This is a genomic window from uncultured Martelella sp., assembly GCF_963677965.2.
GTDB lineage: Bacteria > Pseudomonadota > Alphaproteobacteria > Rhizobiales > Rhizobiaceae > Martelella > Martelella mangrovi.
On record NZ_CAXXFM010000001.1, the window covers coordinates 2,958,712 to 2,975,470 of the forward strand.

The window sequence follows — 16,759 nt, forward strand, 5'->3', positions numbered from 1 at the left end:
TCTATCCCAGCTCGAGGCTGGTGACGGCAAAAACACCGGCCATGTGCAGGTCCGGTTTTGTCCCGCGATACATCCGGGCGGTTTCGAACCCTCTGGTCAGGCCCGCAGCTTCCAGCCATGTGATGAAGCCGAGTTGCATCACCGGAACGTCGATATCGATCCGCTGGTCTTTGATGTCGGTAACCAGTCCTGCCAGAAGCGCCTTTGCGGCCTGCGGTGTCTTGGCAAACAACGGCCCGATCTTGTAACCGTCACGGCATTTTCTGGCGGCGCCATAGCCGAAAATATCGCCGTCCCGCTCGATCAGTCGGGCGCTTTCGGCAGCTTCGATCCAGGCCTTGAGGAACGCCTTTCGAGGGGCGGGGAAGAAGGCGTTATCGAATGCCGACAGGTGGTCCAGGTCCGCTTCCTCAATGCTCCGGCTGTCGGCATGGCCGGCACAGAGCGCAGCATCGATCACACCGCTCCAGCGGGCCGTGCCGTAATCGGTGGCAAAACCCATCCGGGCATAATTTTGTTGCTGTTCCGGGACGCCGTCGAGACCGATCGTGCGCTTGCCGAGATAGGTCATCGCCTTGTCCCAGACCAGACGGCCGTAGCCTTTGCCGCGCATGTCGGGCCGGGTGATGTAAAGCCCGATGAAACCAAAGCCGGCGCTATAGGCCACCGCGGAAATGCCGGAAACCATGACGCCGTCAACAAAACAGCCGAAAAAGCCTTCGCGATCAGCTACCTGGAAGGGGGCGGCGTCGGAAATCCCGGGGTTCCAGCCTTCGTCCACTGCCCAGTCGAGAAGGATTTCGATTTCGGAAAGGTCCAGAACACGGATTTTGGGCTGCATGATGGTTCTGTCCTGTTCCGGCTGACGGCGCGTCAGCGCGTGATTGTCTTTGAAAATGAGCATACGTCGCGCAGCCCGCCAAGAAAAGCCTGATCCGTATGCAGAAGCATGTTGATGGACCTGCTTCGCGTTTGCTTCTGGTCGTGCTCATACAAACACCGGACGCCGCCGCGATGCCCTATCCGGATAGCGCGCGCCTGCGCAATCCGCCAACCGGATTCATGGCATTAGGTATTTCCCGATGAGGGAATGGAAAATGAGTATATTTGGTCTCTTGTAGTTACTGATCGATATCGTCATGAAATGATAAAATAAATAAAAATAGATATTGAATGACGTTAGAAGCAGGTGTGATTGAATACAATGTAATTCATATTTTAAAGTTTCATGTAAGGGTTGTGTGTCTCAACAAGTATAATACTTATGGTTTTATATCTTTGCGTTATGCAAGGTCTGCTAGATAGCGTTATCAGGCGGATTTACTAACTTTGACCGGCGATTTTTCTTTTTTTCAGGGAACCAATCGTGTTAATCGCGCGTTTAATAAAGGCGTAGCTGCTGTCTTGATTGGAGGCGCGTGATGAGGCTTCCGGCAGAGAGCAGAGATAACGCCGCGGCGGATGACTAAAAAACAGAAGAAGCAGTTACCGGACAACGGCTTCGAAAAAAAGGATTCGGGTCGAAGTTGAAAAATCTCAGATTGTTCAAATGTTCATGTCATCATCAACTGCGTTTTGGAACGAAGGCCTGTTCTTACTGCTTCCGTCCGACTCCTTTGTATAACCGGAAGCCTTTCTGGATTGTCGTTGTTCTGATTGTTATTCTTGTCGTGCTCAAGCTGGTGGGGGTCGATTACGATCAGGCTCTGCTGTCGACAATCGAGCCTGGAAATGGCCCGCAATAAGTCCTGACAATCCGGCGATTGTGATGAACCTTGTGGTTCTGATTGCGCCTGGCCGTGTGCTCTTGGAAAATCGGTGATAATAAGGTGCCGGATCAAACCGGACACTCTAGTCCGGTCGCCACATCTTGCGACTGAAAGGCCCGAATTTCATGAATGCGCACCGTAATTCTGTCGAAGCCGTGATGACCGCGATCGGTGCGGATCTTGCATTCTGGACAGAGCTTCGCCGCGACCTGCATGCCCATCCCGAACTTGGCTTCGAAGAGGAACGCACCAGCGATATTGTTGCGAAATTGCTGGCCGAAGACGGGATCGCTGTCCATCGCGGGCTTGGCGGAACCGGTGTTGTCGGTACGCTGAGGGCAGGGGACGGCAATCGCGCCATCGGCCTGCGCGCGGATATGGATGCGCTCGCCATGCCGGAAACGGCGGATCGCCCCTATAAGAGCAAGACGCCGGGAAAAATGCATGCCTGCGGGCATGACGGACATACGGTCATGCTGCTGGCGGCCGCGCGCTGTCTGGCGCGCTCGAAGCGTTTTTCCGGAACGGTGCATTTCATTTTCCAGCCTGCCGAAGAAGGGCGGGGCGGCGCGAAAAAAATGGTCGAAGACGGGCTCTTCGAGCAATTTCCCTGTGATGCGGTCTACGGGCTGCACAATATGCCGGGTCTTGGCGTTGACGAGATGGCGGTGGTCGAGGGGCCTCAACTTGCCTCGTCCGACAGCTGGCTCGTAACCTTCAGGGGCACAGGCACGCATGGTGCCAAGCCGCATCTCGGGCGTGATCCGGTCACGGCTGCCGGTCATTTCATCGCGTCGCTGCAGACCATCGTCGGGCGGGTGGTCGATCCGCTTCAGCCTGCCGTTGTCTCTGCCTGTTCGCTTCAGGCCGGCGATCCGAAGGCACTCAATGTGATTCCGGATATCGTTGAAATCGGCGGAACGGCGCGGGCCTATTCCGCCGAAACCCGTGACCAACTCGAGACCGAAATCGGCCGGCTGGCGCAGGGCATGGCCACATCATTCGGCATTGAAGCCGACTACCGGTTCATCCGCCGCATACCGCCGGTGATCAATGCGGCGGAACCGACGCAGACCGCCCTGAAGGCAGCCGGAAACGTGTTCGGAGAAAAACTGCGCACTGCCTTTCCGCCTTCGACGGCAGGCGACGACTTCGCCTTTTTCGGCAATGAAGTGCCGGGATGCTATGTCTGGCTCGGCAATGGACCGGCCATCGATGGCGCGCTCCACCACAACACCGCCTACGACTTCAACGACGATGCCATCGCCTATGGCGCCGCCTACTGGGTGCGCCTTGCCGAAACGGAATTGCCGGCCAATGCGGCGTGATGGAATGCCGAGCGATTGATCGCCCGACACTCTAGTCGATAATCCTGAGCACCGGGCTTTCCAGCACGGTTCCGGCTTCCACATCGGCAATGCCCATATCGGTCTGGTGCGGACCGGAATTGCAGGCGAGCGTTGCGCCGACCAGCGCCTTGAAGGTCAGGTAGGGCGGTTCCCAGTCGGCAATCGTTCCGGCAGCAGCGCGCACCGCTTCAAAGTCGCGGGCGACGGTTTCCAGCGGTGCATCCGAAATCAGGCCGAGAAGCGGAAGCGCCAGAAGCGCTTTCAGTTCGCCATCGGCCACAACGGCCATGCCGCCACCGCTTTCAATCAGTGCATTGGCTGCGATGGCCATGTCGTGCGGGTCCTGCCCGAAAACCGTCAGATTGTGACTGTCATGGGAGACGGTGGTGGCAAAGGCGCCGCGCCATTGTCCCCAGCCGCGCAGGAAGCCGGTTTTGGGAATAGCCGGGGCCTTGCCGTGGCGGTGGATAACGCTGATCAGGGTCACATCATCCGGCGGGACGACGGTGCCGTCGCGGACAAAGGCTTCGGCCTTGCCCCAACGCGTGAAACGCGGCTGATCGATCGTGGCAATTTCCACGCGGTTGCCGTTGGATTTCACGCGAAAATCATCCGGCGACAGCGTTTCGGCCTTCATCGATTTTCGCAGCGCGCCTGCCGGATAGTCGGCGATCTCTGCCAGCATCCTGCCGGATGAGGCAACGAGCCTGCCATCTGCGACAACATGACGTGCGGAAAAGCGCTCCATATCCTCGAATACGGCGATATTGGCCCGGCGACCGGCGGCGACAAGGCCGAGATCGTCGCGCCTGAGCCGCTGTGCCGCATTCAGCGTTGCCGCCTGCAATGCCTGTACCGGCGGCAGGCCGAGTTCGACAAGCGTGCGGATCAGGGCATCCAGACCGCCTTTTTCAAGCAGGTCGTCGGGGAATACGTCATCGGTGCACAGTGTCAGTGTCTGCGGCCAGATGGCGAGCGATTTCAGTGTCTCGACAAAGCCGGGCAGAAGATAGGGATGCGAACCCCGCAACTCGACGGTCAGTCCTGCACGCAGCTTTTCCAGCAGGTCATCGCCGGAGGTCAACTCATGGTCGGAGGAAACGCCCGCCGTCATGAAGGCTGCGAGCCTGTCGCCGGAAAGCCCGCGCGCATGGCCGAAGACCGGCTTTTGCGCAGCAAGCCCGGCGCTGACAATACCGCTCATGCGCGGATCGCCGGAAATGACACCCTCCATATTCATGACCTCGGCGATGCCGCCGATTTCCGGTCTGGCGAGCAGTTCGGTCATGATATCTGGGCCGAAATCGGCGCCGGCGCGTTCCAGACCGGGCGCAGAGGGCACGCAGGACGGGGCCAGCACGATGGCTTCCAGCGGCATGTCGCGGCTTGCCGCGATTGCCCAGTCGACGGCATCGAGGCCGGCAACATTGGCCAGTTCGTGAGGGTCCCAGACGATGGCCGTCACACCGCGTGCAAGCATGGCCCGGGCATAGGTTACCGGTGTCACCATCGAGCTTTCGATATGCATGTGCATGTCGATGAGCCCCGGAGAAACGAACGCCCCCGTTGCGTTGAGGTGCTGCTTGGCATCGGTGCGGCTGCCGGGGGGCAACACGGCTGCAATGAGACAACCGGAGATGCCGATATCGGCCTTTCTCAGTTCGCCGGTTGCAACATCGGCCAGCGTACCGCCCGAAATCAGCAGGTCGAACGGGCGATCGCCGCGCGCGGCGGCTACTGCTTTTTCACGGCTCATCGGCCTGCCTCCGCCAGAAGGGCCGACTGGATGGCGTCATGCGCCGCCTTCACATCGACATCAGTCAGGATCGCGGCGTTGAACTCCGCCTTGTGGGCGCGGGTTTCAACCACGCTGCGCCCGCGCGTCAGTTGTCCTGCGGTTTCGAAAGCAAGGTGCACCTCTTGCCGGGTGACCCATTCTGGATAGCAGAAGGCGACCGCTGCCGCCGGATCGAAAAACGCCATTTCCGTTCGTCCACGCTTGCGGGCGATATCGACAAAGCCCTCGGTCAGGTCGGCAAGCAATGTGGCGTTGCGGCCGGTCTTGTCGCGCAAGGCGGCCACATCGTCCATGTTTATGGTGATCTTCCGGCAGAAATCGAGATCCGCCATGACGAAGGGTACACCGCGCGAAAGCACGATGGCTGCGGCTTCCGGGTCGGCCAGCGCATTGAATTCCGCAGATGCCGTATGGTTGCCCAGCGTCACGCCGCCGCCCATCCACACGATTTCGGTGATCCTTGCGGCAAGGTCCGGCCGCGCGAGGCAAAGCGCAGCGATATTGGTGAGCGGACCAAGCGCCAGAATGCGCTTTTCCCCGTCATCGCGTTCGAACCAGCGGCAAAGGGCCTCAAATGCCGGAAGGTCGGACGGGAGCGTCGCCTCCGGCAGGCGCATGCCGGCCGTCGGCATGCCGGCCTCGCTGAGGATGGCGGTTGCCGTTTCCGCCGTTCCCATCACCGCCCGGTCGGCGCCGGAATGGACCGGAAACGTCCACCCGAAAGCGCTGACAGCCCCGGCGGCATTGCGCTCGACCTGTCCCAGCGGCGCATTGCCGAAGGTCAGCGACACGCCGTCAATCGCTTGCCCGCTTGCTGCAACGGTGAGGATTGCCGCGATATCGTCAAACCCCATATCGGTGTCGATCCAGATACCCATGGTTCTGGCCTAGCGTTTCAGCACAACGGCATCTTCGATCTTCAGATCGAAGGCCAGTTCGGTATCGAGCGGATGGGCGGGCAGGGCGGCATCGACATCGGCCTTGATCTGGCCGAAAGGCGTCGCCAGCACATATTCGCGCATCTGCCCGACAAAGGCCGCGCCGATAACCGTGCCGGTGAACGGACCTTTCCCAAGACGCACCAGCTGCGGGCGCCAGGCGAGCCCGTTTGCGCCTTCGGGAATGGGCGCGTCGAGACTGAAGGCCTCGCCCTTGCCGTGCAGCTTGCCGTTCTTGACCGAGAAGATGTTTTCAAAGCCGACGAAGTCCGCCACGAAGGCGGATTCCGGCCGGTTATAGATGTCCTCCGGCGTGCCAAGCTGTTCGATGGCGCCATCCTGCATGACAACGATGCGGTCGGCCAGCGACAGCGCTTCGGCCTGATCGTGGGTGACGAACACCATGGTCAGATTGTTTTCCTTCTGGACCCTTTGCAACTCGGTCCGCATTTCAAGGCGCAGGCGGGCATCGAGGTTGGAAAGCGGTTCGTCGAGAAGCAGCACTTTCGGGTCCATCACCAGCGAGCGGGCGAGCGCCACGCGCTGCTGCTGGCCGCCGGAGAGATCGGCGGGCCGGCGGTCGGCGTAATCGCCAAGGCCGACAGCCGAAAGACCTCCGTTGACGCGCTCGGCCAGCGCATTGCCGCGCATGCCCTTCAGCTTCAGCCCGAATGCGACATTCTCGAAGACCGAAAGATGCGGAAACAGCGCGTAGGACTGGAACATCAGACCGACTTCGCGCCTGTTCGGCGGCACATGGGTGACATCGCGGCCATCGAGAACGATCTCGCCGCCCGACGGCGTCATCAGCCCGGCAATGGCACGCATGGTGGTGGTCTTGCCGCAGCCCGAAGGCCCCAGAAGCGCAATCAGTTCGCCCTTTGCGATTTCAAGGTTCAGCCGGTCGACGACGGTGTTCTTGCCGTAGGCAAGCGACAGGTTTTTCAACGAGAGGAGGGAGTGTTCAGACATAGCGGGTAAAGCCCAGAAAACGCTCGGCGACAAACACGATGCCGATCGAGAGGAAAGCGAGAAGTGCGGCAAGTGCTGCGACGGAGGGGTCGTAGGTGGTTTCCATATAGCCGATCATGTCGATCGGGAGCGTGCGCACGCCCGGACCGGACAGGAACAGCGAAACCGGAACCTGATTGAAACTGGTGACGAAGCCGAGGATGAAGGCCGACAGCACGCCACCGCGGATATTGGGCAAGACAACACGGAAAAATGCGCCGGCACGGCTGGCGCCCAGCAGGATTGCAGCTTCTTCGATGTCGGAGCGCAGATTGTTGAGGCTGGCGGACACGACCCGCACCGCATAGGGCAGGATCAGCGCGGTATGCGCCACGAACAGCGCCAGCGTGATCGACAGCGACAGCGGCACGACGAAATAGCGCAGCAGGGCAAGACCGACGATGATGCCCGGCACGATGATCGGCGAGGAGACGATCAGCCGCACGGTTTCCGCACCCGGAACCTTGTAGCGCGACATGGCGTAGGATGCCGGAATGCCGAGAAGGAGCGCCGCCAGCGTGCCGAAAATCGCCAGAAACATCGACATGGCGAAACTGTCGCGGAAACTTTCGACGGAGAAGACCTTGAAGACCCATTTCAGCGACAGGCCGGGCGGCGGGAACGCCAGGTTATTGCCGGAGGAAAGCCCCGCCATGACGATGACGATGAAGGGGCCGATCAGGAACACCAGCGTCAGTGCCAGCGGCAGGAAGGTGAAAAAACGCGATCTCATTTGCCACCTCGTGCCGAAGCGATTTTCTTGAGCAGGAAATTGGCCGAGAAGGCCATGGCCATCAGGATGAAGGCGATGACGCTGGCTGAAACCAGATCATTGGCAACGGTGACACGCTGATAAAGCAGCGTTTCCAGCATCAGCACCTTGGAGCCGCCGAGAATGGCGGGCGTGATATAGGCGGTCATCGAACCGGTGAAAACCAGCGTGCCGCCGATGATCAGCCCCTCGCGGGTGAGCGGCAGGATGACCTTCCAGAACACCTGAAACCAGTTGGCGCCGAGAACCCGGGCGGCGGGAACGGCATCGCGCGGCATGTTTTCAAGCGCCGATATCAGCGCGATGATCATCAGCGGCAGGAACAGTTGCAGAAGGCCGATGGTCACCGCCGTTTCGGTGAAGAGAAAGCGGATCGGCTCGTCGGAAAGTCCCATTCCGACGAGGGCCTTGTTGATGATGCCGGTGCGGCCGAGCAGTACGATCCAGGCATAGGTGCGCGCGACCGGCGAAATCATCAGCGGCAGGACGATGAGGCCGATCATCCGGCCCTTGCTTTTTTCCGGCAGGCTGACGACCGCATAGGCCGTGGCATAGCCGATGACGGCGGCGATCACGGTTACCAGCGCCCCGAGCCTTAGCGTTCTGAAAAACACCGTCCGGTTCAGCGATTTGGAAAAGAAGTCGGCATAGGCCGACAGCGTCCACTGACCGTCGATGTGAATGCCCTGCGTCAGCAGAACGATCACCGGCACCAGAAACACCACTCCGGCAAACAGCGCGGCCGGCAGAACCAGCGCCATGGCCTCAACGCGGCTTTGAAACATAAGGTTGCTTTCTCTCTATCAGACGGTACGGGGCAGACCGGGTGCAGTCAGGTTGCTGAAAAAACGTCCGTTCCTTCTTGTGTCATGCTCGGGCTTGACCCGAGCATCCATGGACACCGTTTTATGGACCCTCGGGTCAAGCCCGAGGGTGACGCAGGAGGAGGGGGCAGTATCAACAACCCGACGGCGCTTCTGCCGCCATAGCTGTGGCAGACCCGGATGAAACGGGTCTGCCGGCTTCCGCCAATCTTACTGGCCGACCTTCTCGTTCCACTGTTCCAGCCACATGTCGCGGTTGTCGAGCAGGGTTTCGGATGACAGAAGGTGGAGGTTGTCGGCGGTTTCAGCACCATAGGTGATGTTGTTGGCGACCTCGTCGGACACCACGACCTCCTTGTTGGCGGGGCTGTCCACCAGCTTTTCGGCAAGCTTCGTCTGGACATCGGTCGACAGCCAGAAGTCCATGAACTGCATGGCAAGGTCTTCATTGCCACTGTCCTTGGTCATGACCATGACATTGAGACCGCCGGTCTGGCCTTCCTTCGGCATGGCCCATTCAATCGGGAAGCCCATGTCGGTGAAGCGGCCCCAGGCAAAACGACCGATGGGCGCTGCCCAGATTTCCTCCTGCTGCATCAGCTGCGCGAGCTGGGAGGAGCGGACATAGAAGGTGACGAAATCATCGCGATGTTCGGCGACCGCATCGATCGGCGCCGTCAGATCGGGGGCGTCATTGCCGATGGCCTTTCCGAGCATGTAGAGCGAGGGCGGGCCCTGGTTGGTGGTCACGTTCGGGAATGCGACGCGACCGGAAAGTTCCGGGCTCAGTAGGTCTTCCCAGCTGTCGATCGACACCTTGTCTGAACGGTAGGCAATCGAGGTGGCGTAGAATGTGTAGCCGACGCTCTTGCTGTCGCCGTTCGGGTCCTTGGCGATGTCATAGAGCTTGTCGTAGTTGGAGAGCTTGGAATAATCGATATCGGCGATCAGGCCGGCGCGCGATGCCGAAAGCGCATCGGCCATCGACATGACGGCCATATCGACGACGGGGCTTTCCTTGTTGGCCTCCATCTTGGCCAGCCGCTCGACACTGTTGCCGGTTTCGACAACGATGTTGCAATCACAGATTTCCTCGAAGGGATCGTAGACGATTTCCTTGAATTCGTCCTGCGCGAAGGCATAGACGGAGATCGTCAGTGTCTTGTCTGCCGCCGAAGCGGTGCCGGTGGACAGTGCGACAGCGGCAAGAGCTGTCGAAAAGAACAGTTTCTTCATGATTTCAGTTCTCCTTCTGAAGGTATTTGAAAGAGGGGATTTTCCCCTTCTTCTTGAGGTGCCGGTCCGGTGGACCGGCGGGCAGCGAGGGTCATGGGGACGCGGTCAGGACTGGCGCGCACCGTCTGGTCGGGAGAGGCGGAGCCGGCTTCAATGGCCTGTTTCAGCGCGTTGATGGCGATGCCGGCGACGGCCGGCATATCCATGCGCACTGTTGTCAGAGCGGGAATGACGGCGCTTGCGAACATCAGGTCATCGAAGCCGGAAACCGAGGCCATGGCGGGCACGGTGATGCCGGCATTCTGCAGGTGGGTCAAAACCCTGAGTGCCTGCAAATCGGAGACGGTGACGAAAGCCGTGAAGCCGGCCCTGTACCAGGAGAGCGGATCGAACGCCGATGCGGACGGTAACGGCAGGCTGTCCAGCCACACCTGCTCCGTCGTGACATCGGCAAGGGCAGCGCGCGCACCGCCGAGACGGTCATTCTGCACGATGGAATCGCGGTTGTTGCCGATCAGCAGAACCTTGCGGTGGCCAAGTTCTTGAAGATGCTCTCCGATCAGCCAGCCGCCGCCCCAGTGATCGGCCGAAACGGTATTGCCCGGCGTGGAGGGCGAATCGATCATGGCCACGGGGCAGCCGATATTGGCAACGCGCGTGCCGCGGCGGGGAACGACGATCATGCCGTCAACGCCCCGGTCTCTGAGATGCCGGATGGCCTCAGTCTGCGCCTTGATGCTGCCGCGCGAATCCGCAATCAACACACCAAAACCGGCATCGGTCGCCGCATTTTCGATGGCCTGCGCGATCTGCGGGAACAGCGGATTGCCGATATCGGGCAGGACAAGCCCGATAACGCCGGTCATGCCGGTGCGCAGCGCCCGTGCCGAAACGCTTGGAACATAGCCAAGCTCCTCGGCGGTCTGCTTGATGCGCTTCGCCAGTTCGACCGACACCCGCCCCTTGCCCGAGAGCGCATTGGACACGGTGGCCGTGGAAATATCCAGGCGGTCAGCGATCTCGGTCAGTTTCGGCGGGCGCTGCTTCATACGTACGATGGATGATTAAACGATTAAGCAAACATGACGAAAAAAAGGCCGCGTGTCGAGTCTCGCACCCGATTTTTTGGCGGGAAAACTGAAAGGGCGGCCGTCAGGCGGAATATGGACGCCCTTGAGCCGAATGATCAGGGGACCGGATGAAGGGCGGCCTCACTGCTCCGGATTGTCGATGATGAGCACGGACCTGTCATTAAAGCCGGGTGGCAGGGGATCGGGGCGTTCAATGATGACATTGTCGCAGGTCAGGCCGGCGATGTTGCGGGCAAAAAGGCCCGGCATGCCGCCGGGATAGTCGACAAGGCCGATAACGCGGCCATCGGGGCCCTTGCGCCACGCATTGGCGCGCCCGGCTTCATCCGGCGCGGTTTCGAGATCGGCGGGTGTCGGCCTGAGGTCGTAGGCCTGTGCTGTCGCGAAAGCTCCCGGCGTCTGGCGCAGGGAGACATTTCTGATGGTTACATTTTCGATGCCGCCTTCGCGTTCCGCATAGAGGTTGATTGCCCCTTCCATCGTGCCGGAGATGTTCTCCACGACGATATCGCTGATTTTTCCGGCCGGACGGGTCCCGGGGCGTCGGTCGATACTGTTGATCGTCAATGCTTCGCCCGAGCCCCAGAATCCGGCAGGCGTTTCGCGGCATTCCAGCCGGATATTGGAAAAGCGGACATTTTCAACCGTTCCGCCGTCGCGCGAAAATATGCCCAGCCCGCGATTGGAATCGATGATGTCGCAGTCTTCGAACGCCAGTTCGCGGAAGGCGCCGAAACTCTCCGTGCCGACTTTCAGTGCGCAGGAGCGCGACAGGACCCTGCATGCGGTTACCGTCACCCGTTCGCAGGTTCCCGCAATGCGGCCGTCATCGCGGAGCGAGGTCTTGAGCACGATGCCGTCATCGGCGGTGGAGATATCACAGTCGGCAATGCGCACATCGCGGCATGCGTCGATGACGATGCCGTCGGTATTGGGCATTTGCCGGTCATTGTCCACGCGCAGGGCGTGGACCGAGACATGCGTGCAGTTGACGAAATGCAGCGTCCACATCGGAGAGTTTGTGACCGTGATACCGGAGAGGCTGACATCGCTGCAGCCGTCGAGGACCAGCAGGCGGGGTCTGAACCGCGCCGGAATGCGTGTGCCCATTTCGGCATCGTCGCCGGTGACGAATGCTGCGCTGTCGGCAATGATGCGGCCTTGTCCGGTCAGCGCGATCCGGCTTGCGCCGGCCGCCGAGATCATCGCCCGGTCGCTTTCTTCGGCGATCACAAAAACGCGGCCATAGCTGTCGTAATCGGCGTCGAAGCAAAGTTCGGCGTCCTTTTCGAGCCGCAGTTCAACATCGGAACGCAGCACAAAGCCCGCGCTTTTATGCTGGCCGGCCTCCAGAATGACACGGACCGGCCCGGTGGCAGCGGTGTCGATTGCCTGCTGGATGCGGGCTGTTGCCGGTGTCGCTTCCGCGGGAATCCGTATTTCGCGCAGTGTCGGCATCGTGTTCCTCCAATAAAAATATTTTTATAATGCCTTTGCGGCAGTTATTCCGATCTCCGTATCGATCTCTAAATCTAGCCTGAAAAAATTGCAATTTGTCCAATTGCGCCGATTGAGAAATATTCGGTTTTCTTTAAGGTGGAATAGAAAAAATTTCATGATTATATAAATCGGCCGTTCGGGAGGGGATACTGGCAGAGTTTTCGAAGATCGCGCATCTCGTGGCGTTGCTGGGGGAGCGCATATTCACGGCCACCCGGACAACCGTCGATTTTCGGTTCAGCGAGGGTCCGCCGGAAAAGCGCGACCATATGCTTGCCGGGCCATGGCCTGACTGGACGGACGTCACCCCCGATACGGTCTGGGGCGCGCCGCAAAGCTATTTCTGGTTTGCAGGCCGTGTCACCGTGCCGGAAGAGCTTGAGGGCAGGCGGATATGCCTCGGTATCGAGGCGATGTTCGGCCGGGTCATGGGGCGTTCGGACCCGCAATGTCTGGTCAGGGTCAATGGCGAAATCGTTCAGGCGGCCGATTATAACCATCGCGAAATCCTGCTGACGTCGGCCGCGCGTGCGGGCACGGTTTTCGATATCATGATCGAGGCCGGCACGATCGAGGATCGCCGGCAGCTCGGTTTTGGCGGGCGTCTTCTCGTGCACGATCTCGCGGTGGAGGCGCTTTACTACGACCTGCGCGCGCCGCTTGATGTGGCCGAACATCTCGGTGTCAACGATCACCGCCGTGATTTCATTCTCAAGACGGTTCATGACGCGGTGAACGCGGTCGATTTCCGGCCGGGAAACCGGGAGCGCTTTTCCGCCAGTCTCGACGGGGCGCGTGACATCGCAGACCGGATCTACGCCGCTGCGGATACCGAAATCGCCCCGCATGTCACGGTCACGGGCCATACCCATATCGATGTCGCCTGGCTCTGGCGCATCCGCGAGACGCGGCAGAAAATGGCGCGCTCGATGGCCACCGCGCTGCATTTGATGCGTGAATATCCCGAATACCGCTTCATGTATAATCAGGGCCTGTTGCTCGACTATCTGGAGCAGGATTATCCGGCGCTGTTTGCCGGCATTCGCGCGCAGCACAAGGCCGGCCGGTTCGAGATCGAGGGCGCGCTCTGGCTGGAGCCGGATGCCAATATCACGGGTGGGGAGGCGCTGGTGCGCCACGTGCTGCGCGGCGTTCGCTACCATGAGCAGAAATTCGGGGTGCGCCCGCGCATTCTCTGGCTGCCGGATACGTTCGGTTACAGCGCGGCCATTCCACAGATCATGAAACTTGCCGGGCTTTCGGTGTTCGTAACCCACAAGATGTCGTGGAATGACACCAACCGGATGCCGAATGAAACCTTCTTCTGGCAGGGCATCGACGGCACGCAGGCCCCGACCTATTTCCTGACCACGCAGTCTGCCGACAGCGCCTCGATCAACACCACCTATTGCCCGGACCTGAAGGCGAGCCATGTGATGGGCGCCTGGCGGCGCTATGCGCAGAAACAGACTAATGACGAATTGTTTCTGGTCTATGGTTTCGGGGATGGCGGTGGCGGGCCGACGCGGGAGATGCTGGAGCATATCCGCCGCATGGAGCGCGGTATTCCCGGCTGCCCGAGAGTGTCGCAGGGTTTCATGGCCCCCGTGCTTGAGCGTATCGTCACGCGCATGCACGCAACGCCATCCGATTACCCCGTCTGGGTGGGAGAGCTTTATCTCGAGTTTCACCGCGGCACCTTTACCTCCGTTGCCAAGGTGAAGCGCGATAACCGGCGGGCCGAAGCCATGCTGCGCGAGCTTGAGACGCTGGCCGCGCTGTGCTGGCGCTCCGGCAGCGCGGATTATCCGTCCGATGAGCTTGCGGTCCTCTGGGATATTGCGTTGTTGAACCAGTTTCACGATATCCTGCCGGGCTCGTCGATAGGGCTCGTTTATGACGACAGCGCCGAGGATTACGCGACCTTCTTTGCGCGTGCGGAACTGCTGCGCAAAAGGCTTGCCGGCACGCTTGCCGGAAAAGGCGAGATGCTCGCCGTCAACCCGTTTGCCCGGCCGCGCGGCGGGCTTGCTGTTCTCGATGCCGATGGGCCGGTCGAACTTGCCGGCCGCGCATCGCAGACGGTGGTCTCTGCCAATGGTGCGCGCCGGCAGGCGGTGCCGGTTGATCCCGTTCCGGGGCTTGGCGCATGCCGGCTTGCATTGCGCTCTGCCGAGGCTGCGGCCTCCGGTGCGACGCCGCTTCATGTCTCGCCGGGGCTTCTGGAAAACGATCGTGTCCGTGCCGAATTCGATGCAAACGGGCGGCTTTCATCCTTTGTCGAAAAGACAACAGCCCGCGAATGCCTGAAAACCGGTTGCGGAAACCGGCTTCAGGCGTTTCGTGATCTTCCCGCGCAGTATGATGCCTGGGATATAGACAGCAATTTCGAAGATCAGGTGTTTGAAATCGATGACCTCGTCAGTGCCGCGGTGGTGGAGACCGGGCCTTACCGTGCGGCACTGCGCCTGGAGTGGGCCTATGAAAGCTCCCGTATCGTCCAGATTGTCTCGCTTGAGGCCGAAAGCGCAGTCCTGACATTCGATACGTTCATCGACTGGCATGAACATAATACGCTGTTGAAAGCGGCCTTTCCCCTTGCCGTGCGCACGGCCGAGGTCGAGGCCGAGATCCAGTTCGGCCATGTCGCCCGGCCGACCCACGCCAATACCAGTTGGGATCAGGCGCGGTTTGAAAGTCCGATGCATCGCTGGGTTTCGCTGTCGGAGCGCGGCTTCGGCGTCGCCTTTCTCAATGATTGCAAATATGGCTATGACGCCCGCGACACGACGCTGCGGCTGACGCTGCTGCGCTCCCCGACCTATCCGTGGCCTGAGGCCGATCAGGGAGAGCACCGCTTCCGCTATGGCATGATGCCCCATCACGGCATCGACGGGTCGGCAGTCTCGATGGCGGCGGAAGTCTTCAATCATCCATTCAACCTGATCGAAGGCGAGGGGCATACCGGTTCTTCCGATCCGGTTGCGCCCGTGACTGTCGATAATGCCGCAATTGCGATCGAGGCTGTCAAACGTGCCGAAGATGGCGACGGTCTGGTGCTGCGGCTCTGGGAGCGTCACGGTGCCCGGCAGGCGGTCAGGCTCGAATTTGCCGACGATATCGTTGCGGTGGCGGAGACTGATCTGCTGGAAGAGGCAGGAGAGGCGCTTGTTCTGGAGGGGCAGGCTGTCACCCTCAACCTCGCGCCGTTTGAAATCAAGACGCTGAGACTGAGAGGGAGGCACTGACCTTGGACGTTTTCACGTACAGGATCACCGATTTTCCCGGTGGCGATAAATCCTTTATCGAAGTTCCCTTCAATGTCGGAGCAGACATTGAGCGTATCGAGGTTTCCTATGTGTTTCCGACCGGCGCAGAGGGTAGCGTCATCGATATTGGCCTTGCCCATGAAGGGCGGATCCGTGGCTGGACCGGTGCCGAATACGGGCACATCTTTGTGGCTGAAGACCATGCCGCGCCCGGTTACAAGGCCGGTCCGCTTAACGGTCGCTGGCATGTCGTGCTTGGCGTTGTCCGGGTTGGGCCGCAATGCTGGGTCGACCTGTCGATCCGGCTTGTGCCGCGCCGTGCCCGCTGGCTTGCCGGCGAGTTGCACAGTCATACCGAACATTCCGACGGCGGTGTTCTGGTTGGTGAGGCGATTCATCGCGCACGCATGTCCGGCTGCGATTTCGTGGCACTGACCGACCATAACACCACCGCGCAGAACCGGGTGAAGCCGGATAGTCCCGGCATTCTGGTGATCGATGCCATGGAGCTGACAAGCTATTGGGGGCATACGAATTTTCTCGGGCTTGCCGATCCGGTGGATGACTGGCGGTGTTACGCGCCGGAAGATGTGCCGATGAAGATGGCCGAGGCGTGTGAGAACGGGGCGACGATTGTCGTCAATCATCCGTTCCAGGCCTCTGCCGGCGGGCGCTGGCAGTGCGGGATCGATGTGCCGCTTCATGCGCTGGAAATCTGGAATGGGAACTGGGCGCAACACAATGTCGAGGCGGTGGCCTTCTGGCAGGAGCAGCTTGTTGCCGGAAAACGGCTTGCCTGTACCGGCGGCAGCGATTTTCACCTCAAAAACCGACGCCGCCACGGCCGCCCGGCCAACCGGCTTCATGTCGCAACGCACTCTGTCGCCGGCATTCTGGAAGCAGTGCGTGCGGGCGCCAATGTCGTCACATCTGCGCCGGATGAAACCATGGTGTTCCCGCTTGACGATACTCCGATGTTCGGCGCTTCCGGCCGGAGCGGGCAGGCCGTCGGGCTTGGTTTCGAAGGCCTTGCCAGAGGCGATGAAATCCGGTTGATTTCCCGGGCAGGCGTGATCCGGACAATTGAGGCGGAAAGCGAGATACAGCTTGTCGAGGCACCTCTTGATGGCGGCTTCCTGCGCACGGAAGTCTGGCGCGGGGATGCCCCGTGCCTTTTCAGCAATCCGATCTATGTGGACTGA

Annotated in this window: 12 protein-coding genes; 3 read left to right on the forward strand and 9 right to left on the reverse strand. The window is 60.3% G+C overall.

The genetic code is table 11. From position 1 onward, the window contains the following. Position 1: 1 nt before the first annotated feature. Positions 2-904 carry a GNAT family N-acetyltransferase gene (locus ACHZCU_RS13815; RefSeq protein ID WP_319519241.1) on the reverse strand — a complete coding sequence of 301 codons (903 nt, stop codon included), beginning with the start codon at positions 902-904 and terminating at the stop codon, positions 2-4. 990 nt (positions 905-1,894) lie between these two features. Here ACHZCU_RS13815 and ACHZCU_RS13820 point away from each other — a divergent pair. Further along, positions 1,895-3,097 (forward strand): M20 aminoacylase family protein, encoded by a 1,203-nt coding sequence (locus ACHZCU_RS13820; RefSeq protein ID WP_319519242.1) that lies wholly within the window; start codon positions 1,895-1,897, stop codon positions 3,095-3,097. Positions 3,098-3,128: 31 nt separating this feature from the next. Here the strand turns inward: ACHZCU_RS13820 and ACHZCU_RS13825 are convergent, their stop codons facing one another. The 8 genes from ACHZCU_RS13825 to ACHZCU_RS13860 all read right to left on the reverse strand — a co-directional run bounded on the left by ACHZCU_RS13825 (position 3,129) and on the right by ACHZCU_RS13860 (position 12,246). Then, entirely contained in the window at positions 3,129-4,874 is a 1,746-nt protein-coding gene (locus ACHZCU_RS13825; RefSeq protein WP_319519243.1) for an adenine deaminase C-terminal domain-containing protein, read from the reverse strand. After that, positions 4,871-5,794, reverse strand: coding sequence for a nucleoside hydrolase (locus ACHZCU_RS13830; protein WP_319519244.1), 924 nt, complete (start codon positions 5,792-5,794; stop codon positions 4,871-4,873). Before ACHZCU_RS13830 ends, ACHZCU_RS13825 begins: the two co-directional genes overlap by 4 nt. Positions 5,795-5,803: 9 nt before the next feature. Next, on the reverse strand, positions 5,804-6,826 hold the full coding sequence (locus tag ACHZCU_RS13835) for an ABC transporter ATP-binding protein (protein ID WP_319519245.1): 1,023 nt from the start codon (positions 6,824-6,826) through the stop codon (positions 5,804-5,806). After that, positions 6,819-7,598, reverse strand: coding sequence for an ABC transporter permease (locus ACHZCU_RS13840; protein WP_106303464.1), 780 nt, complete (start codon positions 7,596-7,598; stop codon positions 6,819-6,821). The genes ACHZCU_RS13835 and ACHZCU_RS13840 overlap by 8 nt, the downstream gene beginning before the upstream one ends. Then, a complete protein-coding gene (locus ACHZCU_RS13845) occupies positions 7,595-8,422 on the reverse strand; it encodes an ABC transporter permease (protein WP_319519246.1) in 828 nt (275 codons plus the stop codon). The genes ACHZCU_RS13840 and ACHZCU_RS13845 overlap by 4 nt, the downstream gene beginning before the upstream one ends. Before the next feature lie 249 nt (positions 8,423-8,671). Further along, on the reverse strand, positions 8,672-9,697 hold the full coding sequence (locus ACHZCU_RS13850; protein WP_106303455.1) for a PotD/PotF family extracellular solute-binding protein: 1,026 nt from the start codon (positions 9,695-9,697) through the stop codon (positions 8,672-8,674). Beyond that, on the reverse strand, positions 9,694-10,746 hold the full coding sequence (locus tag ACHZCU_RS13855; RefSeq protein ID WP_319519247.1) for a LacI family DNA-binding transcriptional regulator: 1,053 nt from the start codon (positions 10,744-10,746) through the stop codon (positions 9,694-9,696). Before ACHZCU_RS13855 ends, ACHZCU_RS13850 begins: the two co-directional genes overlap by 4 nt. A gap of 162 nt (positions 10,747-10,908) precedes the next feature. Further along, on the reverse strand, positions 10,909-12,246 hold the full coding sequence (locus ACHZCU_RS13860) for a glycosyl hydrolase family 28 protein (RefSeq protein WP_319519248.1): 1,338 nt from the start codon (positions 12,244-12,246) through the stop codon (positions 10,909-10,911). 221 nt (positions 12,247-12,467) lie between these two features. Between ACHZCU_RS13860 and ACHZCU_RS13865 the strand changes: the two genes are divergently transcribed. After that, positions 12,468-15,536, forward strand: coding sequence for a glycoside hydrolase family 38 C-terminal domain-containing protein (locus ACHZCU_RS13865; RefSeq protein WP_319519249.1), 3,069 nt, complete (start codon positions 12,468-12,470; stop codon positions 15,534-15,536). Between the two features lie 2 nt (positions 15,537-15,538). Further along, on the forward strand, positions 15,539-16,759 hold the full coding sequence (locus tag ACHZCU_RS13870) for a CehA/McbA family metallohydrolase (RefSeq protein WP_319519250.1): 1,221 nt from the start codon (positions 15,539-15,541) through the stop codon (positions 16,757-16,759).